The sequence below is a fragment of the Paenibacillus eucommiae genome (assembly GCF_017874215.1).
Lineage (GTDB): Bacteria > Bacillota > Bacilli > Paenibacillales > NBRC-103111 > Paenibacillus_AI > Paenibacillus_AI eucommiae.
In genome coordinates, this window is the sequence record NZ_JAGGLB010000006.1 from 13,957 (window position 1) to 38,434 (window position 24,478).

General features: G+C 46.3%; 18 protein-coding genes. 16 read left to right on the top strand and 2 right to left on the bottom strand.

Going from position 1 to position 24,478, the window contains the following annotated elements; genetic code table 11:
• The first annotated feature begins 132 nt into the window (after positions 1-132).
• From J2Z66_RS10960 to J2Z66_RS11010, 11 genes are all read left to right on the top strand, one after another.
• Positions 133-1,029 (top strand): ABC transporter permease, encoded by an 897-nt coding sequence (locus J2Z66_RS10960; RefSeq protein WP_209971446.1) that lies wholly within the window; start codon positions 133-135, stop codon positions 1,027-1,029.
• 86 nt (positions 1,030-1,115) lie between these two features.
• Positions 1,116-2,000 carry a carbohydrate ABC transporter permease gene (locus J2Z66_RS10965; protein WP_209971447.1) on the top strand — a complete coding sequence of 295 codons (885 nt, stop codon included), beginning with the start codon at positions 1,116-1,118 and terminating at the stop codon, positions 1,998-2,000.
• Between the two features lie 55 nt (positions 2,001-2,055).
• Complete coding sequence (locus J2Z66_RS10970) at positions 2,056-3,012, top strand: carbon-nitrogen hydrolase family protein (RefSeq protein WP_209971448.1); 957 nt, start codon at positions 2,056-2,058, stop codon at positions 3,010-3,012.
• 147 nt (positions 3,013-3,159) lie between these two features.
• Positions 3,160-4,512, top strand: coding sequence for a hypothetical protein (locus tag J2Z66_RS10975; protein WP_209971449.1), 1,353 nt, complete (start codon positions 3,160-3,162; stop codon positions 4,510-4,512).
• A gap of 892 nt (positions 4,513-5,404) precedes the next feature.
• Positions 5,405-7,585, top strand: a complete 2,181-nt coding sequence (locus tag J2Z66_RS10980) for a helix-turn-helix domain-containing protein (RefSeq protein WP_209971450.1) — start codon at positions 5,405-5,407, stop codon at positions 7,583-7,585.
• A 228-nt stretch (positions 7,586-7,813) separates the two neighbouring features.
• Positions 7,814-9,244, top strand: coding sequence for an ABC transporter substrate-binding protein (locus J2Z66_RS10985; protein WP_209971451.1), 1,431 nt, complete (start codon positions 7,814-7,816; stop codon positions 9,242-9,244).
• Positions 9,245-9,272: 28 nt separating this feature from the next.
• On the top strand, positions 9,273-10,154 hold the full coding sequence (locus J2Z66_RS10990) for a carbohydrate ABC transporter permease (protein WP_209971452.1): 882 nt from the start codon (positions 9,273-9,275) through the stop codon (positions 10,152-10,154).
• A 12-nt stretch (positions 10,155-10,166) separates the two neighbouring features.
• Positions 10,167-10,991 carry a carbohydrate ABC transporter permease gene (locus J2Z66_RS10995; RefSeq protein ID WP_245375459.1) on the top strand — a complete coding sequence of 275 codons (825 nt, stop codon included), beginning with the start codon at positions 10,167-10,169 and terminating at the stop codon, positions 10,989-10,991.
• Positions 10,992-11,017: 26 nt separating this feature from the next.
• Positions 11,018-13,765: an FG-GAP repeat domain-containing protein gene (locus tag J2Z66_RS11000; RefSeq protein ID WP_209971453.1), complete on the top strand. Its 2,748-nt coding sequence runs from the start codon at positions 11,018-11,020 to the stop codon at positions 13,763-13,765.
• A 396-nt stretch (positions 13,766-14,161) separates the two neighbouring features.
• Positions 14,162-14,737, top strand: a complete 576-nt coding sequence (locus J2Z66_RS11005) for a beta-class carbonic anhydrase (protein ID WP_209971454.1) — start codon at positions 14,162-14,164, stop codon at positions 14,735-14,737.
• 47 nt (positions 14,738-14,784) lie between these two features.
• Positions 14,785-15,357: a YdeI/OmpD-associated family protein gene (locus J2Z66_RS11010; protein ID WP_209971455.1), complete on the top strand. Its 573-nt coding sequence runs from the start codon at positions 14,785-14,787 to the stop codon at positions 15,355-15,357.
• A gap of 770 nt (positions 15,358-16,127) precedes the next feature.
• Here J2Z66_RS11010 and J2Z66_RS11015 read toward each other — a convergent pair.
• Positions 16,128-16,787 (bottom strand): acetylglutamate kinase, encoded by a 660-nt coding sequence (locus J2Z66_RS11015; RefSeq protein ID WP_376774383.1) that lies wholly within the window; start codon positions 16,785-16,787, stop codon positions 16,128-16,130.
• 193 nt (positions 16,788-16,980) lie between these two features.
• Here J2Z66_RS11015 and J2Z66_RS43405 point away from each other — a divergent pair, with 193 nt between their 5' ends.
• From J2Z66_RS43405 to J2Z66_RS11030, 4 genes are all read left to right on the top strand, one after another.
• Positions 16,981-17,103 carry a hypothetical protein gene (locus J2Z66_RS43405; RefSeq protein ID WP_281068822.1) on the top strand — a complete coding sequence of 41 codons (123 nt, stop codon included), beginning with the start codon at positions 16,981-16,983 and terminating at the stop codon, positions 17,101-17,103.
• Between the two features lie 273 nt (positions 17,104-17,376).
• The gene (locus tag J2Z66_RS11020; RefSeq protein ID WP_209971456.1) at positions 17,377-18,966 is read left to right on the top strand and encodes a methyl-accepting chemotaxis protein; all 1,590 of its coding nucleotides are present in this window, start codon (positions 17,377-17,379) and stop codon (positions 18,964-18,966) included.
• Between the two features lie 22 nt (positions 18,967-18,988).
• Entirely contained in the window at positions 18,989-19,417 is a 429-nt protein-coding gene (locus J2Z66_RS11025) for a chemotaxis protein CheW (RefSeq protein ID WP_209971457.1), read from the top strand.
• Positions 19,418-19,435: 18 nt separating this feature from the next.
• Positions 19,436-21,568 carry a chemotaxis protein CheA gene (locus J2Z66_RS11030; protein ID WP_209971458.1) on the top strand — a complete coding sequence of 711 codons (2,133 nt, stop codon included), beginning with the start codon at positions 19,436-19,438 and terminating at the stop codon, positions 21,566-21,568.
• Between the two features lie 137 nt (positions 21,569-21,705).
• Here the strand turns inward: J2Z66_RS11030 and J2Z66_RS44050 are convergent, their stop codons facing one another.
• On the bottom strand, positions 21,706-21,870 hold the full coding sequence (locus J2Z66_RS44050) for a helix-turn-helix domain-containing protein (RefSeq protein WP_376774384.1): 165 nt from the start codon (positions 21,868-21,870) through the stop codon (positions 21,706-21,708).
• Between the two features lie 199 nt (positions 21,871-22,069).
• Between J2Z66_RS44050 and J2Z66_RS11040 the strand changes: the two genes are divergently transcribed.
• Positions 22,070-24,478 (top strand): hypothetical protein, encoded by a 2,409-nt coding sequence (locus J2Z66_RS11040; RefSeq protein ID WP_209971460.1) that lies wholly within the window; start codon positions 22,070-22,072, stop codon positions 24,476-24,478.

Consider the following 24,478-nt stretch of genomic DNA (forward strand, 5'->3'; position numbering starts at 1 on the left):
TCAAGTGTAGAGTTCTTGAGTGGATGGAGGGCTTGGGCATATGGAAACCGCACACACTCTCTATTTAGAGGGCAATGCGGCAAGTAGTCCAGCCTTCATCCCGCTCATACCTTACAGCGGAGGGAAGCTTTCATGAAGAAGGGACTAGTCAAGCACAGGTATTTGCACCTGATGATTATGCCGGCATTTCTGCTTGTATTTGTGTACCAATACATCCCGATGTTCGGTATGGTCATGGCTTTTCAGAATTATATTCCGGCAAAAGGATTTTTTGGTTCCGAATGGGTCGGGCTTGATAATTTTATTTATACCTTCAGTTTGCCGGGAACGATGCGGGTGTTCTGGAACACTGTGTTCATCGCCTTAATGAAAATTGTGGTCGGTCTTATTGCGCCAATCTGTACCGCGCTTTTGCTGAACGAGGTGACCCAGCGTTTCTTCAAAAGAGGGGTTCAGACGATCATCTATTTACCCCATTTCTTGTCATGGACGATTCTAAGCGGAATTCTGATCGATATCTTATCGCCATCTGAGGGCATTGTGAATCAGCTGATTCAATGGCTGGGCTTTAAACCGATTTTTTTTCTGGGAAACAACGATTTATTCCCTTATCTGCTTGTTGTCACTAACGAATGGAAGGAATTCGGCTTCAGCACCATTATTTATTTGGCTGCCCTTACCTCCATCAATCCGGCGCTGTACGAGGCTGCGGTTATGGATGGAGCTGGTCGTCTGCGGCAAACCTGGCACATTACGCTTCCAGGCATGAGGCCGATCATCGTACTTCTGGCTACGCTAAGCATGAGTGGAATATTGAATGCGGGCTTTGAGCAGGTATTCAATTTATACAATCCGCTGGTATATCAAAGCGGAGATATTATCGATACCTATGTATACCGGATGGGTATTCTCAGCGCCCAATACAGCAACGCTACAGCAGTCGGAATGTTGAAATCGATTATTTCCTGCATATTTATTTCCGGATCCTACTACTTGGCATACCGCTTTGCAAGATACCGTATTTTTTAATATTCCTGTGTCCCCAAAAAGTATCTGAAAAAAATTCAAAGCAAAGGCTCCACTTTTTGGGGTTATCTTAGTGGGAGGGAACCACATTGATTGAAAGTAAATCGATCGGGAGACGATCATTCCTGCTTGCCAATCATATTTTTCTGGCAATTCTGGCTTTCCTTTGCCTGTTTCCGCTTATTCATGTGCTGGCGGTTTCGTTAAGCTCAAGTGTAGCTGCATCAGCAGGAAAGGTTACGCTATGGCCGGTCGGCTGGAATTTATCAGCGTATAAATTTGTCTTGAACAAAGAAGCTTTCTTGCTATCATTTGGCGTATCGGTCAAGCGGGTGCTGCTCGGCACCGTGCTGAATATGCTGATGGTCTTAATTACCGCGTATCCTTTATCGAAGGAGGCCGCTATATTCAAATGGCGCACCTTTTACGCCTGGTATTTCCTTGTTACCATTTTGTTCAGCGGGGGCTTGATTCCTGCCTATATGACGGTGAAAATGACAGGGCTAATCGATTCGATCTGGGCGCTGATCCTTCCCGGTATTGTTCCAGTAACGAGTGTCATTCTGATGTTGAATTTTTTTCGCGGGCTGCCTAAGGAGCTTGAAGAGTCTGCTTATATCGATGGAGCCGGTCCCTTCCGCACCTTATGGAGCATTTACATTCCATTATCCGCTCCGGCCATTGCGACATTAACCTTGTTTTCGATGGTAGGACATTGGAATTCGTGGTTTGACGGCATTATCTACATGAACTTGCCCGAGCATTATCCACTGCAGAGCTATTTACGAACAGTTCTGATTGATAAAACGCTCACGGCAGCCAGCGCTGCTGAGGCGGAGCTGATGAAGATCCTGTCCAATCGTACCATCAATGCAGCACAAATTTTCCTTGGTGCATTGCCGATTTTAATGGTTTACCCGTTTTTGCAAAAGTTTTTTATTAAAGGTATCGTTGTTGGAAGTGTGAAGGAATAAACGGAGTAATGATGTGCTCAGTTTAAATCTGACGAAAAAAGTGAGGCCTGCAGCTATGGCAAGATATGTGAAAATCAGTACGATCGGAAGCCGTAATCTGGTTCTGGGTATTGATCTTGATCTGAATGAAGCTGTGCAGACTATGAAAGAGCATTTGCGCAGGAAAGTACAGGAGGTGCTGCCGGATCGGCCGGATCTGATCGTGCTGCCTGAGGTTTGCGATGCTCCGCCTAATTATCCGCGTGAGAGATTGTTTGATTTTTACGAGGCTCGTGGGGATTCGATATTGACTATGTTTAGCGAGATTGCCCGTGAACACAGCTGCCACATTGCGTATCCCCGGATGCGCAAACTGGCGGACGGAACATGGCGCAATTCGGTAGAGTTGATAGGCCGTAACGGTGAGATTATAGGGGCTTACAACAAAAACCATCCGACCTGCGGCGAAATTAGCGATTTTCAAGTATTGTCTGGAAATGAAGCGCCAATCCTGCAGTGTGATTTTGGCACAGTGGGGATGGCAATCTGCTTTGATTTAAATTTTGAGCAGCTGCGGCTGCAGTATGAACAATCAAGACCGGATTTGCTTGTTTTTGTATCTATGTATCACGGCGGTATTATGCAGCAATATTGGGCCTACTCCTGTACAGCGCATTTCGTAAGCGCCATAAGCAATTCGTATCCGAGCCAGATCATATCCCCACTCGGTCACGTTCTGCGCACCAATACGAATTATTTTGACAGCTTTACAGAAACAGTTAACCTGGATTGTGTGGTTTGTCATCTCGACGGACATTGGGAGAAGCTGGAGGCAATAAAAAAGAAGTACGGCAGTAAAATCCGTATTTTCGAGCCAGGCAATTTGGGTACTGTGCAAATATCAAGTGAGAGCGATGAATTTACTATACAAACCATTGTCCAGGAATTCGAGCTGGAGCTTGCCCGTGATTATTTTCAGCGGTCATTAGAATTTCAGACGATTCCTGAGCATGTTGGGACGTTGAATGGGTAGTAGAACGAACAGTTAAACCTGTAGCTGGTTGATTAGCCTGTCTTCCTCATACCAGCATCAGGCATACAAGGCATACAGACTCAAAGGACGCCGCAAGGCGTCTTTTTGCATACCATTCCCAGATCACGCCGTATAAGGAGCTGGAGGGTGTATACTCTTATTTACATCTCCAATCATTTACTTGACGCCAGATCGAGTCAGGTGTATAACTTTATACAAAATAACAAAATGGGTGGTGTAGTTAGCATGCTTAAAGGATTGATGGATCATTGGGTTCCAACACGGGATCCTATCAGCAAGTTTTGGAAGCAGGATTTTGAAACTTGTGCTCAGATCATTGATGATCTGAAAAGGGACATGGATTTTAATAATTTTACTTTTTATACGAAATGGTACACCAATGGCGTTTACTCCCGGCTGCCCTATTTATATAACCATCCGGAAGCATCTAATATGAAGACGCAAAATGAATGGGGCAGAAAAATGATCAAGCACCTTCATGATAAGGAGATTACGGTCGGTGCAATGATTCAATTTCTAACCTATGAACAGCACATGTGGGAGCCGGATTTAACGATTGATGTGTGGGATGTCAGTGGGTTTGCGGAAACGGATCTTCCAGTTAGCATCGCGGACTTCACCTCTCCTCTTTTTCGGACAAGAATCAAGGAATTGATCAAGGAGCAATTGTCCGAATTTCCTGGCATCGATTATTTGTTTCTGGAGTTTGAAGGTGTCAAAAGTGAAGCTTTACAGGTGATCTACGACAAGTGGGTTAGGGAGAGAGACCGCGTCAGTGGCGAGGTTGGAAGTGGGAGTGGCAGTGGCAGTGAAGACCGGCAGCTGCACTATGCAGCGCATAAGGCAGAGCATTGCCGGCGAATCGGTCAGAAGCAAAGTCTGATCTGGTCCGATGAAATCAGCGAAATGCTGAGTTATTACTATGATCTTAACCTGCGTGCGGTACATGAGGTGCTTGAGGAAGTTGGATATCAAGGTGATGTAGGCATTGTATATCATGCTTATGGCTACGAAGCGTTTATTTATCCGGAAATTTTGCCGGATCCAAGCTGGTGGCTGGTGCCCTGGAATTACTGGGTGTTCGAGGATTACTCCATGGAAACCGAGCAGAAGAAGGCCATTTCCAAGGAGCTTATGACAAAATGGAAAAAGGATGGACATAAAGTCTGTTATATTGGCGATGTAACGATGGGCAGAAACGGCTTCGATCCGGCTGCAAAAATCAGAGATATCCGTGATTTTTATGATTTCAGCGTCGAATTGGAGCTAGACGGTTATCTCGGTATGGGCAATCCGGTGCCGGATATAGGACTGAGATGGGAAGCGGTAACGGATGAGCACATGCTGCAGGCGAGGGAATTGTATAAGGAGCTTTACGGGAGCGGGATCGCGAGCACGAACACAAGCATGAGCACGAATACGAACGCGAACATGAACATGAACACAAGCACAAGCAATAAGGGCGATGAAAAGAACTAATTGAACGAACAATGGATAGGACAGGACTGTCTCAAAAGCGGCTTTTGCTGCTGGTGAGACGGTTTTTTTTTTTTTTTTTTTAGAAGTTACTGGAAAATATAAGTTTTTGAAGGAAGCTAGAGCGATTTGAATAGTGAAATCTGAAAGATCCAAATGTTCATTGTCATCTCTTCCCTTTCCTTCAGGAAAAAGAGGGAAGGGATGTGGAGAGGATGAGTGATAGTGGCAGCAGCCTAGAAGCAGCCCACCCTCCGCCGAAATGAGCGTATACTGCTCCACTTAACGATGTTTTTCATCGTTAAAGCAAGTGTTACAGGTCAATCGGTCACGTTAATGATGATTTTCATCGTTAAAAGAGGCCGGATGGCCTTTCAGGGGGTTAAAAGTAGCAGATCCTTCTCCGCTGCGCGCTCTCTTCATCCCTAGCGCCGGCACCCGCTAGGGAATCTCCTCTAACCAAGAGAAAACCCTTGCTGGCTGTCCGTTTGAGCTTGGTGTTTCTGCGATTCGTGCGATTGTAGCTGAGAAGAGGGAATGGCTGTGGGAGGAAGAGCGGTAGCGTCCGCCTTTAAAGATTTGTTCCTACCACCTCATCGATTCCATTCAGGGAACAAATCTTTAACAGCGGCTGGAACCCACAGCCATTTCCTCCGCAACGCACCCAAGTCACGAACACGCACATCAAAGGACGCCACAAGGCGTTTTGTGGATCTGCCTTCCTTTTTCGCGGTCTTTGTAATACTATGGAAAGTACGAACGACGGCCACTTGCGTGTGAAAAGGATGGCTATTAGACCGATTCAGGGAAGGTGATGGAAATGACTAGCAATGTCCCCACGAAAACTCCCCCCACAAGGATTCCTCCCCAAAAATTTCTTTCGCTGAGAAGCATCTTGATCTACACATACATTCTTCTCTCGGCTCTAATCATTTTTACGTTTTCTGGGATAACGAGCCGGATTACGGAAAGAATTATTACGGAAAAGGAAAATATTGCAGTGCTGAATTCGCTGCGCAACGTCGATGACCGGATTGTTCTCAAACTCGACAAATACAGCGAACTGATGATCTCTCTTGCTTATGACGCAACCGCGCAGAAGCTGCTAAAAGATTTGAAAACGCTTACCGGACAAGAGCGGGTATCGCTGACTAACGAGCTGTTCACCAAGATGAACGAAGTCAACATCACGAATACAGAAATTGGTTCGATTTATATTATGGACCGTAGTGAAAAGAAATATTTTATAAACAATGGAAATTACAGCTCGGATCAGCTGATGAACAACTATTTGCTTTCTCCGCTGGATGAGAAGGTACTGAGTCTTAACGGCGGAGTATTTATTGATTACTCAGGAACCTATACCGGTGATCGTGATTACATCACGTTGTTTAGAAGCATCAACGAGCTGCGCGGCAGCGAATCTCTGGGTGTGATCGTAATGAATATTAAGAAAACAGCAGTTGAAGCGCTTCTGTATCAGGACGCTGGTTTGCAGCGTACAAGTCTGATCGATTCTGCGCATATGATTGCTGTCGACAAGGACAAGGGTCTGCAGGGGACGAAAAGTGAAATTCGTCTGATGGATGAGGCGTTGGGAAGTCCTGGGCATTCTTTTCAAGCTGAGCTGGGTGGGGAAAATCATTTCATTACTTTACTAAAAAATAACAAGTTTCAATACTCACTAGTAAATAGCATTCCTGTGAATCTTATGTATAAAGATGTAGCCTATATTCAGAAGGTCACTTTCTACCTGATCCTGTTTATTTTGTGCTCGGTAATCACGATAGCTTTCTTTCTCTCCAAATTTTTGGTTAAGCCGATTAAAGAGCTGGTCGGTTTAATGAATCAGGTCAGGCAAGGCAATTTGAATTTGAAAATGGATCTTCCGCCGAATAATGAAATTGGGATTCTCGCTGATAATTTTAATCAGATGATAGAAACGCTTAAAAATAGCATTCCCCTGCGCAGAGAAAGGCTTATTAGTCAAATGCTGCTGGGTAGAGCAACGGATGTCGACTATCAGTCTCAGGCGGTTGAGCTGGGGCTCCCTACCAATGAAGCACCTAATTGTGTGGCTGTAATTGAATTGGCAGGTGAACCGAATGACGGAGCCGAGCTGCTTCTGCAGGAAGAATTCGCCGCCTTGCATTCACAAGTCTTGCTGCAAGCCCTCGACACTAAGCGTGTTGCTGTAATTTTGCAGGAAACCGAAATCGATTTATTGGCAAAAGTGCGCACTGCTCTGTTTGAGAAGTGGGACTTTCAAGCCAACATTGGAGTCAGCCGTCCGTTTCCTGGCTTCGGGAAAATTCACGAATCTTACAATGAGGCGATAGAGGCGCTAAATTATAAGCATTTGTTCGGAGGCAGCGGTATTATTCAGACGGACGAGATCCAGGTGCGGGACTACAGCTACGAGCAGTTTGACATTATGGAAGATGAAATCATTCATGCGGTTAAATATATGCAGGAGGATCAGTTGGCTGTATGTACAGACAAACTTTTTGCCGCATTTAAGGAACAATTCGTCACTAAGGAAATCGTGAATCGTTGCTTTGCCAACATGTACCTGAAATTGTTAAAGCTGATGAGTGCCAGCGGCATTCAGTTGTTTGGCGACAGTGCTCAGGCTGCAGAGCTCAAAGCGATGGAAACACTCTATAGAATGGATCATCCGGATCAGTTGAAACGGGAGTTTATGGCTGTCCTGCGGACGGCTGCACGGATCATTGGAGAGACTCGTGAGAAACGGATGAACGAAACCATCGCTAAAGCAGTTCAAATCATTCAAAATCGTTATGCCGATAGTGAGCTATCCGTAGTCAGTATGACAAAGGAGCTGTTTGTCAGTGAAAATTACTTCTCTAAGCTGTTCAAAAACGAAACGGGAACTACCTTTTCCCAATATTTGACCACCATCCGTCTGGAGAAAGCCAAAGAGCTGCTTCAGCAATCGGATTTGAAAATTAGCGAAATTGCCAGTCGTGTAGGTTACAATGATGCCAACTACTTCAGCCAATGCTTTAAAGGTGTATACGGGCTTGCGCCAGGCAAATACCGGGAACAAAGCTGAGCAGTGAGGACCCTAAAAAAACTATCCACCACTTTTTTCGTGTAGGAAAGTCCAGAATAATCGTGGTTTCGCCCAGATTTCTCTATAGGCTTGCTGCCGGCCCTCAGCTAATCTTAGATTGTAAGCGCTTGATCGACACCAGCAGGACGACAGTTACTTTAGGATATATTTATACTTTTGAGTGGCGTCAAGCGCTAGTAGTATCAACTATATTAGGAGGGGTTAGCAATGAAGAAAAAGCAAGTAAGTGTGTTGGCAATTCTGGTTCTTCTGCTTGCTGTAGCGCTTATGAGTGGCTGCGGCAGTACGAAAGACACGAATGAGGGCAGTTCTCCTGCACCATCCGTTTCACCTTCTGCGGGAAAGGATGAGGGGAGCGGAACAACAAAAGGAAGCGGGGATACACCCGTGGAACTTGTGTTCTGGACGTATCCCGTCCTGAATCTGCCGGGTCAAAAGGCTGGGGAATATAACGCCAATCTGGTTGCCAAATTTGAAAAGAAATATCCGAATGTTAAGGTGAAGCTGGAAATCATACCTTATGACGGCGGAGATCAGAAGGTGAATGTGGCACTCGCTTCCAATACGGCTCCTGATATCTTCAATGATTATCCGGGACGTACAACCGGCTATGCAAAGCGTGGTTATACGGTGCCATTAAATGATTTAATTACACCTGAGCAGTTAAAACAAATACCCAAAAATATACTGGATCTGGTATCCCTGCAGGATGGCACTATTTTCAGTTACCCGCAGGGACTTGGCGGTACGATGTTTGTTATTAATAAAACGTTAGTAGAACAAGCAGGTGCAGCGGATCTTCTACCCAAGGGAGAAATGCGCACATGGACATTTGATGAATTCGAGCAACTGCTGCAAAAGGTAAAGGATTATCAAAAAAAGGAAGAGTATCCGCTGCTATTGTTTGGTTTGAACGAGCAGGGCGATATGCTGTATCACACTTTTATGGCAGGTTTCGGGGGCAGCAAGTTTTCTGAAGACCGAATGACAAGCGTGATGAATTCAGCAGAAAATGTGAAAGCGGTCGAGTGGATCAAATCCCTAGTGGATAAGAAACTGGTTTATCCTAACCCGGAGACAAGGGCTGCAACGATGAGCCAAGATTACTTTGTTCAGGGGAAAACGGCTGTTATTATGGGAGGTTTGAATGTTAGAGATGTTGTGAAAAAGGCGAAAGAAGACGGTGTTATTGAAAAAGAGTTCGAAACCATGCTGGTTCCGTTTCCGAGCAAAGAGAAAGACAAGGGAGTTATTGTTCCTGGCGGGGGAGCGTTCGTCGTATTTAATAATAAGGATGAACTGAAGATTGAATATGCAAAGAAATTCGTCCAGTTTGCCGTGACAGAGGACCCTGAATTTATACTGGCCATGAATGCCCTCGACGTTTATGGAAGAGACGTGTGGGGTTCAAACCCTGATGCGGAACAACTTTGGTTTTCCAAGGTGGTTACCAACTCGGAGCAAATTTCAGGTGTAGACTTGTCCTACGATATTGATGGTTATTCGCAGACGAGGGCAGTATTTTTCCCTGAAATGCAAGCGGTATTTATTGGGACGAAAACGCCTCAGCAAGCCATGGATGATTTTGTAAAGAAAGCGAATAAAATCATAAAGGATGCCTCCGCTTCTAAGAAATGATGTCTGTGGAAATGGAGTGGAGAATAGGATGCTGAAAAAGGAATTCGCTCTATTGTACAAAGAAAGATACGGTTATTTATTTGTTGCGCCCGCATTGCTTTTTTTTACACTATTTTATCTGTACCCGATCGTTGATGCTGTGAGAACAAGCTTTTATTCGTATACGTATTATTCCTCAGGATGGGCCGGACTGGATAATTACCAGTCTCTCCTGCAGGATGATGTGTTTTTGAAATCAGTGAAAAATACGCTGCTTATCGTGCTCATGCTCGTTCCGGCCTCTTTGATAATCAGCCTTCTCACTGCGATTATCGTTTCCCTTTTTAAAGAGAAAATGCAGAGTTTGTTTAAAGCGGTGTTCTACATTCCCGCAGTCACATCAATCGTAAGTATCACCTTCATGTGGCAATACATGATTAATTATGACTTTGGACTATTGAATTATGTATTAAGCTTGTTTGGGATTGGACCTCTGAACCTTCTCAGCTACGATTTGGCGTTGTTCACAACTACCGGAATCGTGCTGATGCTAGGTCTCGGGGCACCGATTGTTATTCTGACCGCTGCCTTGGGGGGAATTCCAGCGAGTTATTATGAGGCGGCGGAACTGGACGGGGCTTCTTTCTGGAGAAAACATGTGAGCATTACTTTACCCATGTTGAAGCCTTCAATCCTTTATGTTGTAGTTACGGGGACTATTGCTGCCTTCCAGTTGTTTGCGATCATCCTGCTGTTTACAGCGGGAGGGCCGCATTATGCAACTTCGACGATTTTGCTGCTTCTTTACCAAGAAGCTTTTGTCAACGGGGATTATGGCAGAGGAAGTGCAATGGCGGTCATTTTAAGCCTCATTATTGTAACGATCGCCTGGCTGCAGTTCAAATTTATGAAAACCGATATTGAGTATTGAGGAGATGCGTGTATGATGCAGAAGGAAAGGCTGGCAACCGGTAGTTTGAAGCTGCTGCTCGTCATCATCGCCTTGTTTTTCTTGTTTCCGTTTTATTGGATGCTTTCGTCATCGTTCAAAGAAATGTCAGTTGCTTATCAGATTCCGCCAGAATTTTTCCCTGTCCATCCGACCATAGGGAATTACATGAAATTACTGGAAACAGAAGCTGCGCGTTGGATGCTGAACAGTGTAGGCATTAGTGTTGTCACAACCTTAGCTGTGCTGGTCATCTCATCAATGGCCGCATATGCACTGGCAAAAATTCCTTTTCGGGGGAGCAAAGCGATCTTCTCACTGCTGGTTGGAGCAATGACCATCCCGACAACCGTACTCCTGATCCCGCAGTTCAAAATTGCGGTAAGCCTGAGTTTAGTTAACACTTATGCCGGATTGATCATTCATGCTCTGGCTTCACCCTATATGATTTTTCTGCTACGGCAGTTTATGATGACAATTCCCCGTGAATTGCTGGAATCAGCGCGGATTGACGGCTGCGGAGAGGCAGGTATTTTTTTTCGGATCATGCTGCCCTTGTCCAAGCCGGGACTTGGCGCAATTGCGATCTTTACCTTCGTTGCCAGCTGGAACGATTATATTTGGCAGCTTCTAATCATTAAGGATACAAGCATGATGACGCTTCCGCTAGGAGTGGCTACCTTGATCAACGTGGAATCGGTCGATTGGGGTCTTATTATGGCAGGCTCCGTGTTGGCATCGCTGCCTGTGCTCATTGTTTTCTTAGCCTTTCAGAGATACTTTGTGAAGGGTCTGACGGTCGGTGCTGTGAAGGGTTAAACTAAGGCAGATTGGAGAGAGCAGTCATGACTAAAGTTTGGAAGGAACAGGGGTATGAGGATTTTGCCGATGGCATATTTGGCAATGGGGGGCAAAATCTTTATGTTTCGCGTAGCGGAGTGCTGCAGCGTATTTTCCGTTTTGACCTGACCCGGGATGGCTATGCGGATATATTATTTGTGAACAGCCAGGATATGGGGGAACGTCCGCCTGTGTATGTATACACTAATCCACTGCATACCTCAGAGAGAATTGAACTGCCGACAGCGGGCTCCTATTACGGTGCTGTAGGTAATTTAAATGGTGACGGCTATGACGATCTCGTTATAGCTAATCAGCATAACGGAACTCATGCCGATGTTACCGCCTATATTTACTATGGCTCTGCGGAGGGACTCAGCGAGCGACACAGGATTGAGCTTCCAGTGCCGAATTGCAGAGGGGTTGCTATCGGTGACTTTAATGGCGATGGATACCAGGATATTGCTTTCTGCAGTGAGGGCAAGATTGTCATTTATTATCAGACGGATGAAGGCTTCCGCCATATGGACAGTATCATTCTTGATGTAGAAGCGACGCATATAGCTGCTGGCGATATTGACGGTGACGGCTGCGCTGATCTGTATGTGCGGGTCAAGGATGGAACTCCGCTTGTGTTGTGGGGCGGAAGCGAGGGACTTAGTCTGGTGGATGGCAAGCAGGTAGGCGGCGCAGATGATGAAGCGGTTGAACTAGCGAGCACTACAGCCGGTTGGATGACTTTTGTTGAGGGATGGAAGCCGAAAATTGTCATGCTAGGCGGGCGTGTGCATCTATTCCGGCAGGAGCAGGAGCAAGCGTATTTCTATCCAGTTGGCAGCAGTCGTGAATGGGGAGAGCCTCTGGTCATCCCTTGCGCCAATGTTGTCTCTGCGGCTGCGGGTGATATCACGGCAAGCGGCTTCGAGGATATTGTCCTCGCGGTTTGCAGCAGCCGGGATATGACCGAGCAATCCTGGATTTATTGGGGAGGAGCGGGTGGTTTTGATGCAATCCGCCGGACTGCACTGGACACGATAAGTGCACGGGATGTATGCCTTGGCGACCTGGATGGCGACGGTCTGCAAGAAATCACGATATGCCAAGGCCGGACTGATATCATGAATACGACCGAGTCACTTATATTTCGTGCTTCTTCCGAAGGGACGATTCATCCCGAGCCTGTGCGGCTCGAATCCCATGACGCATCAACAGCGCTTATCGCCCGAACTTCGGATACAGCCCAGCCACAATTGATTTTTATCAACCATGTGACAGGCCGTGTGCGGGGAGATGTATCTGCCTACGCTTATCTAGGGGGACCTGACGGGTTCACCGAGGATCGGCGGATCGAATTTCCAGGCTGGGCAGCCGTGGATTCGATCTGCTGCGACTTTAATGATAATGGCTGGGGAGATGTGCTTATTGCCAATTGTGCCGAAAATGCCCCGCACTTGGACCCGGGCTCGTTCTTGTATTGGGGTGGTCCAGACGGATTCCACCCGGATAACAAGCTGGTGCTTCCGACACTCCGGGCACACGGGACAGCAGTAGGAGATTTTCGACGCACAGGATATCTGGATGTCGCTGTTGCCGGAGCCAGTAATCCAGAGTTGATGATTTTCCGGGGCGGCCCAGACGGGCTTGATGTGGAACATCCGCAAAGAATTATAATGGATCCGGAGCTGGATGCATACATTCCTGTCAAAGCGCTGCATCCTTATGAAGACCTGCATGGAATCTCATACCGTGAACCCAGGTGGATGCTAGCAGCTGACTTCAATAACAACGGCTGGCTGGATCTTTTTGTATCACAAATTTTTGGGTTTAGCTATATTCTTTGGGGTGGTCCTGAAGGCTACAGCATGGAACGCTCGACGCGCCTCAATTGCGATGGAGGCATTTGCGCACAGGCTGCCGACCTGACAGGCAATGGCTGGCTCGACCTTATTGTTGGCGGGCATATGGTGCCAGGCAAGAAGTCGCGTTATGAATCTTATGTCTACATTTACTGGGGTGGGCCCGATGGCTTCCGTGAGGACAGGCGTACGCAGCTTCCGGCACATACAGCCAATTCACTGACGATTGCTGATTTCAATCGTAATGGTCTGCTTGATATTTTTGTTACTTCGTATAATTCGGGCAGAGAGCGGGATTTGGATGCTTATTTGTACTGGGGACAGCCTGGGGGCCATTACTCGGCTGAATATTGCACCCGGCTTTTCACGCATTCGTCTTGCGGCGCGATGGCTATTGATTTTAATGAGGACGGCTGGGTTGATCTGGCAGTTGCAAACCATAAAACCAATGGTGACCATAACGGGTATTCCTTTGTATTCTGGAACGGACCTGAAGGATTTTCCGAGCAAAAGGTGACGAAGCTGCCCACACATGGCCCGCACGGGATGATGTCCGTTGATCCGGGTAATATCAGGGACCGTGGCCCAGAGGAATATTATATTTCAAGTCCTTGTGAGCTTGCTGCAGGTTCCAAGGTTACCCGGATTGAGTGGGAAGCGGAAATTCAACCAAAAACATGGGTCAAGGCGCAGATTCGCACGGCCAGCACCGAGGATGCATTAGAGCAGGCTGGCTGGCAAGGACCTGATGGAAGCGCTGAAGCCTGGTTCAGTAATGGTCAGGAGGCGGAGAAGCTTCATCATGCGGGGTCTTGGATCCAATACAGGCTTGCGCTCGGTGCTGTCAATGGCGGCAACAGCCCTCGGGTTACGGAAGTGCGTGTGGCGTATATGTAATTAATATTTCCCGTTAGGTGGAAGCCTGACGGGATTAATATATTCATGGAGAAGACTTCTACGAAGGGGAATCTAGTTAATCTATGGATACTATGATGGATCCACATTAAAGAGCCGTCAGGGCTATCCTGACGGTTTTTCTCATTCACAGAAGTGAGAAATTGTCTATATATCGAAACCTCTCCTCTTAAAAAGATGTGAGAGCGCCAAAACGTTGATTTATCCTGGTTTTCATATCAGAATTGCTTTTAAAGTTCTTACAAGCAACAAGCAGGAAAAAATTTTATTTTGCACCAACCCTAAAATAAGTATAATATATTCAATAGCTAGTTTTCTGAATGGTCCCTGTAGTCTATTGGTGAAAGTGAATGTTGTAATATTTAGGGAGGAATGACAATGTCTGTAGTTTCGGAGTTATTGAAATTTAACCAGCAGTTCGTCGAGCAAAAACAATATCAAGCGTATCTAACGGACAAATTTCCTGATAAAAAAATGGTGATTTTAACCTGCATGGATACCCGTCTTGTCGAGCTTCTGCCTAAAGCGCTGAATTTGCGCAATGGTGACGCCAAAATCATTAAGAACGCAGGTGCAATCCTGACCCAGCCTTTTGGCAGCGCGATGCGGAGTATTCTGGTTGCTGTCTATGAAATGGGGGCGCAGGAGGTGCTGGTAATCGGGCATCATGGCTGCGGAATGAGCAATCTGGACACAGGTGCGCTTGTCGACAAATTCAAATCCAGAGGTATTTCTGATACTGTATTGTCGACTTTGGAAAATTCCGGGATTCGCATGGAACGTTTTCTGAGGGGCTTCACCAGCGCTGAAGAAGGGGTCGCTCACAGCGTAGGCATTATACGCAATCATCCCTTGATGCCAACTGACGTTCCAACACATGGCTTTATTATGGATTCGGAGACAGGCAGGCTGGATCTGATCAGTGAAGGGTATGGAGGAGATGTCCCGTCTTAAATGTTGTATAGCAGCCGATCATTTTAGAGATAGGAAGGATCTTGACGTTGACTGACAACTCCCTTACCCCCTTTTTTTTCGCTGTACCCTCCGAATTCCGCCGATGGCTTGAGGAGAATTATGATAAATCCCGTGAAGTATGGGTTGGTTTCTATAAGAAAGATTCTGGCAAGCCGAGTATGACTTGGCCGGAGTCTGTAGATGAAGCGCTCTGCTATGGCTGGATTGATGGTATACGTAAAGGAATAGATGAAGTAAGCTACACCATAAGATTTACTCCACGGAATCCAAACAGTATCTGGAGCGCTGTAAACATCAAGCGTGTCAAGGAGTTAGAAGCAGCGGGACTTATGGAGCCAGCCGGTCTTCAATCATTTGAACAGCGTTCTGAACAAAAAACAGCTATATATTCATACGAGCAAAAGGATGCAGCTGTTTTCAATGAAGCATCTGAGCAGCAGTTTCGCGCACATACAAAAGCTTGGGATTTTTTTCAATCTCAGGCGGTATGGTATCGGAAGCAAGCCACTCATTGGGTTATGAGCGGGAAAAGAGAAGAGACCCGACTGAACCGGTTAGCCAAGCTTATCGAAGAATCAGGGCAGGGGCGAAGAGTTTAACCAAATAGACGAGACCTTTCAACGAGAGAATGATGTTGAAAGGTTTTTTTTATATTTCTGAGTTAACAGACGATGAAATGGGGAGGCACGGTGTGATACAGGGTGGAACTGTGAGGGACACGGGGGCGGGAAAGGGCGCGGTAAAGGGAGGGCCAAGGCGACACAGGGGAAACAGCGGCACAGTGTGATGCAAGATGGGCCAGAGTTGGACGATGAGTCGGGCGTTAGACAGGAGAGAAGTCCCGTAGCAGGTCGTAGCAAATGTAGCAAATGTAGCAAATGTAGCAAATGTAGCAGCCCCCCGCCCCCGAAATGGAGCGTGTGCTTGACTTAACGATGAAAAACATCGTTAAAGGAAGGATTCCCAGTCAATCCGTCACGTTAACGATGATTTTCATCGTTAAACACGTATGTGGACATGCCCCCGTGCCTTTAGCGATGAAAATCATCGCTAAAGTGCAGTTCATCTCGCGCTCTTCATCCCAGCGCCTGCACCCGCTAGGAAATTCCCTCTAATCAAGAGAAAAAACCTGATTGCAGTCCGTTTGTGCTTTGTGTTCGTGTGATTCGTGCGATTGTAGCTAAAGAGAGGGAATGGCTGTGGGCGGAAGAGCGGTAGCGTCCGCCTTTAAAGATTTGTTCCTACCACCTCATCTATACCATTCAAGGGAACAAATCTTTAACAGCGGCTGGAGTCCACAGCCATTCCCTCCATACGCACACATGTAATGTACACGCTCATCAAAGGACGTCCAAGAAGGGCGTCCTTTTTAATAAAACATCTGGGGAAATTGCTTAATGATTGCATGAGCAAGGATATCCGACATTTCTAATGCTTGCTTCTCAATGCTGTCATACAGCTTAATGCTTTCCTTGTAATCCTTGCTTAATATGGCTACTGCCTCAGCTTTAGTTAAGGCCAAATGTTCATAGAACATTTTTCTGAATTCTTCTTTGGGGATATATGGATTTATGCGGCTTAGAAATTCAACAATCTCGTCTGCATTGGAGTACCATCTTTTCTCTGCGGCTGCCGCGGCTTTTTGATCCCCAGCTTTAGCTGCTTTGACCAGATCAGCGGCTATGACTAAATGGTCTTTTATCAGTTTGCTGTATATGGCTGCATTTTTTTCACCATAGAAGGGTTTGAGTATAGCGCCCATATCAGATGCATTTTGGAGAAGACGTGCGGTAACCGGATCTGCATCAGGTAGATTATTCACGATACTGAGGATAGTCATCCGTGTCCACGCAACATGCTGTTCCCAAAGTAGACGCATATTATTTCTGAAATCCATCTCAGCATTACTGATGCAATGCTTTGCCCGAGCTGATTGAAAAGCAAAAGCAGGTACAGGATATGTGACCGCATAAGGCAGGCCCAGTGAATGAGGAGGATAAGGATATCCTCTAAATGAATAACTATTCATAGTAATTACTTTCCTCCCAATATAAAGTACATACTTCAAAGTATGCCGCTTAGCCTATTAGGTTCATTGCCGGATAAATAAGTTTCTTTTCAACGGAGTGAACAGTTTGCTGCAGAAGCGCGTCCAATTCATAAAAATGGCAAGGAAAGGAAAGAATTAGAACGAGTTTCAGCTCTGGTTGTATGAGTATTATATGGGTGAGCCGGACAATGGGTTACCTGCCGAGCGGGGCAAAAGTATTACAGTGACGGCAACGAAAGTAGGTACTAATGACCTTCAAGAAGGTATTTGGAAGCTGAGCCATATTCCTTATTGAAGATAGTATAAAATTGTGAAAATGAAGAAAAAAGGCTGTTCCTGCTTACAAGGAATAGTCTTTTTTCTTGTGTCGAAAAATGAAGGATAATGTCGAAATGGAACGAATAATTATGAGTAAATACCTATGAGTATAGTAGGGTATGATTCAATGAATTATTTTATGAAGTAATGGGGGTGCATAATAGGTACTTTTTACTACATGTTTTCATGTTGGTGTTGTATGTAATTAGAAAGTGGAAGGCTTGGAAAATACGATATAGGGGTGAATAAGATGAAATGGTTCTTAAATTTAAAAACAGCGGCTAAATTGATTTCGGCTTTTATGGTAATTGCTCTTATTTTAGCAGGGGTAGGGGTCTACAGTCTTCAAAATTTGAAAGCAATAAATACGGATATCAACGAAATGTACGGAAATAATTTGATTTCTATCCGCAACCTGTCTGCCGCTCAAGTTAATTACCAAAATGTCCGAATATCCATTCGTGATTTAAGTACGGCTGCAACCAAAGCGGATAAAGATAAATACGCAGCGGAGATTCCTTTAGCACAAAAAGAAATTGAAAAAACGATGGATATCTACGGTAAAACTTCGCTTAACGACATTGAAAAAGAAGAATTGAAGATTTTCTATGAAGCTATGTCTAAGTACAATGAGGCTCTTAATACAGCACAGCAGCTGGGGTACAGGGAAGATCTGAGCGAATTTTCGAAATTTAAACAAGAGGTTCTGGATGTGGCTTCCGGTAAAGTAAGAGAAAGCATGGACAAGCTCATTGCAATGAATGTACAGCTGGCTGAGGATAAGAATACAGAGTCTGCAGAGGCTTATTCTTCCGCACGTTCCATAACGATTGCTGTCATTGTGATTGCTTTCATTTTCAGCATTCTGATCGGATATATCATTTCCCAGTCTATTGCCCGCCCGCTGCATAGGATGGTTTCGTTAGTAGCAAGAGTTGCAGATGGTGATTTGAGCGATAATGCTGTTGTTACGAGTAAAGATGAGGTTGGGCAATTGTCAGCATCCGTCAATCATATGCTGCATAATTTACGCGGCTTGATCGGCGGTATTATTCAATCCTCGCAAAGTGTGGCCGCAGCATCGGAGCAAATATCGGCAAGTACACAAGAAATTGCCAGCAGCAGCACGCATCAAGCTCAGTCAGCGATTTCTATAACGGCTCTTTTCAAGGAGCTCTCGACGGCGATCAACTCAGTAGCTGTTAGCGCGGAACAGGCTGCAGAATTATCTGATGCAACGGTCCGGACAGCCAGAGAGGGTGGCAAGGTTGTCGAAACCTCAGTAGCCGGGATGCAGCAGGTCAATCAGACGATGAACAAGCTGGAAGAAGATTCCTTGAAAATTGGCGATATTATCGAGGTAATCGACGATATTGCTGATCAAACAAATCTGCTTGCACTGAATGCAGCTATTGAAGCAGCAAGAGCAGGAGATCAGGGCAGAGGTTTCGCTGTAGTAGCTGACGAGGTTAGAAAGCTGGCCGAGCGCAGCAGCGGGGCAGCTAAAGAAATAACAGCAATTATTAAAGTTATGCAGGAAAATACGAAGAAAAGTGTGTCGGCTGTTATGGACAGTGTAGCCCAATCCACACAAACCGGAGAAGCCTTCCATGAAATTATTGATATGGTTAACAATTCATCGCATAAAGTTAGCGAAATCGCCGCAGCTTGTGAAGAAGAAGCAGCACAGGCGTCGGAAGTGATGCAATCAGTGGAATCTATTGCAGCGACTAGTCAAGAGGCGGCAGCAGCATCCGAGGAAACAGCGGCTACTTGTCAGTCATTGGCCCATTTGGCAGATGAACTTAATACTTCCGTCGCTATTTTCAAGCTTACCTAAAAAATGATGCGGATGTGATGCTATGACAACGGTTCAGCAGGATCAATATATTGAGATGACGGTCGGTAAAGAAAGCTATGCTATAAGAATTGAAGAGATTCATGAAATTATTAAAATGCAAGCGATTACTGATATTCCCCAAAGCAAGCACTATGTCAAAGGGGTGATTAATTTGCGGGGGAAGGTCGTTCCAGTAGTCAGCCTGCGCAGTTTGTTTTCCCTGCCAGATGAAGCATTTACAAAAAATACCCGTATTGTTGTGGTCCGGCATCAGGAAGAATCGATCGGTATTATTGTCGATCAGGTGAATAAGGTTACTACTTATCCGGAAATCGGTCCGCCTCCGGAAAGAGTAAGCGTTGGGAGCAGTGCTTATTTCCAAGGCATCGGTTTATGCGAAGGCAGTCTTGTAGGGATTCTAAAGCTGGATGACGTGCTTATTCGCGACTAAGAAAGGAGTTGTTCGCGAATGGAAGATTTATCGGTCTATCGGGAAGTATTTATAGAGGAACTGGTCGATCAACTGGAACGGATGGATCAGGATTTCCTGGCACTTGAGCAGTGTTATTCAATTGAGCGGGTTCAATCGTTGTTTAGGGCGGTGCATACAATCAAGGGCTCTTCCGCGGCGATGGAGTTTGAGGAAATGAAGCATTTGACCCATGAAATCGAGTATGTGCTTGATCGGGTACGAAGTGATAAATTGCAGGTGGACCAGATTCTTATGAATCTGTTGTTTCAATCACTCGACTTTTTGAAGCAGCTTCGTGATGAGTATATGAAAGGAGGCCCTTTCTCGGATCATTCCGCCCTGTTGGCGGATATTCGGAGCTTCTCGCAAGAGCCGAAGAAGCAGCAGCATGTACCGGAGTTGCCAGAATTGACACTTGAGCAGGCACTGAAAGTGGAGGAGTGCAGAGAATCCGGACTCCAGGTATGGACGATCCGTCTGCGGCTGTCTGCGGATTGCCTGATGAAGGGAGCCAGGTTCCATCTTGTGGCTCAGCGGCTTGCGGAGGAGTTCGGGGATCTTATTATTTCGAACCCTTCTGCAGCTTCCTTCATGGATTCGGAACAGGACGACGAGTGGTTTACCAACAGTCTGTTTGTGCTTGCCAGCGGGAACGCAGCCAAGGAGATTGAGGACGAACTGCTGAGTTATTCCGATGTGGAAGAGGCGGATGTCTGTATCTATAGTCCCTTGGCTTCAAACGCAGGTGCTTATGATAACTCTGACGCTTCAAGTCATTACGGGATGCAGGGATCAATAAATATACAAAGCATCCACAGCACTCCAAGTGCACCGAGCATTACAGGTAATCCTGGAAATACGGACACTTCGATGAGTTCATCCAGGAACGCTGCGGCAGAATTCAAAGGAACCCAGCCAGAAGAGAAACAAAAGCAGGGGCCGCAAACGATTCGCGTTCATGTCGAACGGCTGGAGCAGTTAATGAATCTAGTCGGGGAGCTGTTAATCGACCAGACTTCCTTGGCGGAGCTGAAGCAAACAGCGGCACAGCGTTTTCCTGGTGAAGAGTTCGCAGACAGGCTTGGCGCCGTGTCTGACCGGATGACCCGAATCGTGGGGGAGCTTCAGGAAAGTGTGATGAAAGCGCGGATGCTGCCTATTGAACATTTGTTTAACCGTTTTCCACGGATGGTTCGCGATCTTTCGCAGAAGCTGGGCAAGGAAATCGAGCTGGTCCTGGAAGGCATGGAGACGGAGCTGGACAGGACCGTGATTGAGGAGATTGGCGATCCGCTCATTCATCTGCTGCGTAATAGCGTCGATCACGGAGTGGAGATGCCGGATGTGCGCACAAGCAAAGGAAAGCCTGCCAAAGGCCGCATCAGATTAAACTCATTTCATGAGAATAATCAGGTTGTCATTACGATCCAGGACGATGGAGCGGGCATTTCAGCGGAGAAGGTCAAAGCTTCCGCCCTGCACAAGGGCATTATTACCGAGGAGGAAGCGCTGCGGTTGTCGGAGCAAGATGCGATTAACCTGATCTTTCGTCCAGGGTTTTCAACCGCTGCTTCGGTGAGCGAGGTATCTGGGCGAGGGGTAGGCATGGATATTGTCCGCAGCCAAATAACACGCTTGAATGGCCTGATCGATATTCAAACGAAGCCCGATCAGGGCACCTGCTTCTCCGTAAAACTCCCGTTAACGCTGGCTATCATTACAGGTCTTATGGTCAAAGTGGGAGAGCGGGATTTTGCAATACCGATGAATAATGTGCTGGAAATCGTCAGGCTGCCCGTAGAAGAGATTCAGACCATCCAAGGGGACACCGTGGTGATGATACGCAACCAGGTGATCCCGCTGTTATGGCTGCACGATGTGCTGCGGTATGAGAGAGCAGAGCGGAGCCATAAGTTTCTGCAGATTGTAGTCGTAGGCTCAGCGGAGAAGAGAGTGGCATTAGCCGTTGACGAGCTTCGCGGCAATCAGGAAATTGTGATTAAATCGCTCGGCGGATATTTAGGCAAAATGGATTACATAACCGGAGCAACCATTCTTGGCAATGGGCGCGTTGCGCTTATTTTGGAAGTAACGGCTCTGGTTCAAGCCTCACGGACATTTCGCTTTTAATATATATGCAAGGATGGCAGCGTTGAGTGTGCAAAGTTATGGGTTACAACACTGTCTGCAATTATGATTTCAGACAGTGTTGCAACAATGACTGACTGTAACTGTAACTATGACTATAACTGCAGCGCTGCCGCATCCTAAGCCTGGAGCCGATACCTCGTCGGATATACACCGGTTATTTTTTTGAATATAGAATTGAAATAGCTTTGATTCAAATAGCCGACCTTTTCGGCTATTTCGTTTACCTCCAAGGCTGTACCGGTAAGGAGCTTCATGGCCTTCTCAAATCGTTTTGTGTTCAAATAATTGGTAAATATTTTATTTTTTTAATAAATAATTGTGTTAATCAGTGAGGTCAAATTTCACTTCTGTTGACAAGAACATATTAAATCATGCAATGTTGTTTCGGATTGAAAAGGGATATAATGGAATCATTCATAAATGTGCCTAAAGTATAGTGGCAATATTGAATCGATTAGAATAAAGGGAGGCAACCATGTAATGACAGAAGCAAACTTCAATTCCATATCAGGCTTGTATCCGCGTACTAGAAGTAAGCGTATTTATATTCATCGTCCGTTGGACGAAACATTGGTTGAAGTCAGACCTGATTTAACCGTGCTGATCAAGGACGCTTTCGGAAGAAAGGGGAGCCTGCGCCGTGGATATGGGTTTGCCTTTGCTGCTTCCAGCGAGAAACCGCAATTTTTGGATTATAAGAAGGTCGAGCAAGCTTTTCTTTTCAGGAAGGCTCCGGTAGTTAGCTCTTTGATCCGGGAAGGTGATTTTGAACACCGCTGTACGTTTTTGACGAGCAGTGATGTTCATGGGCAGGGGCGCATCCATCTTTTTATGGAAGTAAAGAATGTTCACGCTACCAGGAAAAGAACCGGGCACTGCTACTTCCTAAGTACGGAAAGGCAGCATGACCAATTTTACGTACATACGAATGAAGATTATATTCCATTTCGTTCGGAGGATGGACCTTGGCTCGCTGGAATGGCTGCTGTTCACGAACAGGGGAGTCCAAGCTCGGGACGTTTGCTGGCTTCATCTGGTGACGTGCTCGCGCATTATCAGACGAAAGGCTTTGCCGGGATTGGATTGAGCAAGAAGGGCGAAAAGTTTGTTAACGCATTAAAGCTGACGGCTGAGCTGGAGCCGGGTGAAAGTGCGTATATCGAGCTGGAGGTGCCTTATCCGTTCGGCTTAGGCACTCCGGCACAGTCCACTACGTCCACTGCGTCCACTGCAGAAGGTATGGGCAGCAGTCATGTAACCGGCAGAGAAGCTGCACTGGCAGCCTGCCAGAAGCTGTGGGCTGATGTTTTGGCCGACGGGATGATCCTTGAGGTGCCTGATTCGCAGGTACAGCGTGTGCTGGATACGATTACGATAAATCTTTTTCAGCTTATGGCATCTAATGAACGTGGGGATTCTATTATTCCCGGCCAAGGCGGGTACAATGATTTTGCCATGGTGTATTCATGGGAAGTCGCCTTCTATATCCGCACGCTGGACCGGCTGGGCTATAGCAGTATTGTCGAGCGCATCCTCAATTATTTTATGAGCACTCAGGATGACAGCATCGGGCCTGATGGAGATATTAAGTCTGCCGAGGGCTCCTTCCGCCCGCACATTCATTGGATGTGTGAAACAGGAGTCGTTTTGAATATTTTAGCTGACCATTATATGCTGACACGTGACAGGAAATGGATCCATGGTGTCATTGAAAGGGCGCTGCGTGCGTGCGGATGGATTGCCAGCGAACGGGCTGAGACGAAGCAAACGTTTGCGGATGGAACGAAGGTGAAGCATTATGGCCTGCTGCCTGCTGGAAGACCACATGATTGGCCGGTGAAGGGCTACTTTTATTTCTCAGATGTGAATACTTGGAAAGGGTTGCAGGCTATGGCGCAGGTGCTTAAGCAAATCGGGCATCCGCAGGCGCAGCAGTTCATTGATGAAGCGGATGATTATAAAGCTTGTATTCTGCAGGCAGTGGAGCATGCCACTTATCTTCTTGAGGATCAAGATATTCATTGGATATCTAACGAAGTTTATGCGAAACCAGATGAACGTGTTGGCGTATATTCGATTGATGGTCCCATTTCTTTAGTAGAAGCAGGGCTGTGGGAAGCTGATCATCCTTTTTTAAAAGAACTTGAGCAATATTTGCGCAACGAGGGGATCATGAATGATTTGTTCTCATGTAAACTACCTGGTATGGAGGACCCGCTGCTGGGGATTCTGCAGGAAGGCTTCGCCCATGGGGAAATTGATTTGTACTATGTGAATAATTCTGAGCGTACTTGGCACAGGATCTGGATAGAGCAAGGGGAACGGGAAAAGGCGCTGCGATATTTCTGGAGTACCATGGCCTTCTCCACAACTCTGGACACCGGGCACTGCCATGAACGTTTCAGCCCTCAGCTTCCCTGGCTCTCACCTTGGCAGCCGAACGGGAGCGGAAGCGGCCGTTTGTTTGATATGATCGCGGATTCTTTATTTGTGGTACGTGAAGGGAAAGAGCAGTTGGAGCAAGGGCAAGAAGAGCAAGGACGAGGACACCTGGAGCTGCTTCCTTGTGTGCCGGGTGATTGGCTGGGAATAGGGAAGGAAATTCGTGTGGCCGGAGCGCAAACGATGTATGGAGAAGTGAGCTTCAGCATCGTAAGAACAGCGGCCAGTGAATTGAAAGTTGAGGTTGAGGCTGCTGCGGAAATTACAACCCTTCATGTAAACGTACCTGCTATTGCCGGGAGCATCGATAAGGTGAGTGTAACCGATGTACTCGGAAACCCGCTAAGTTTGAACGTATCCTTTGACTCTGATCGTATTACCTTATCGAATCCGCTGCAGCCAGTATGCCTTCATATTGGAATTGCAGGGACTGCAGGGATTGCATAA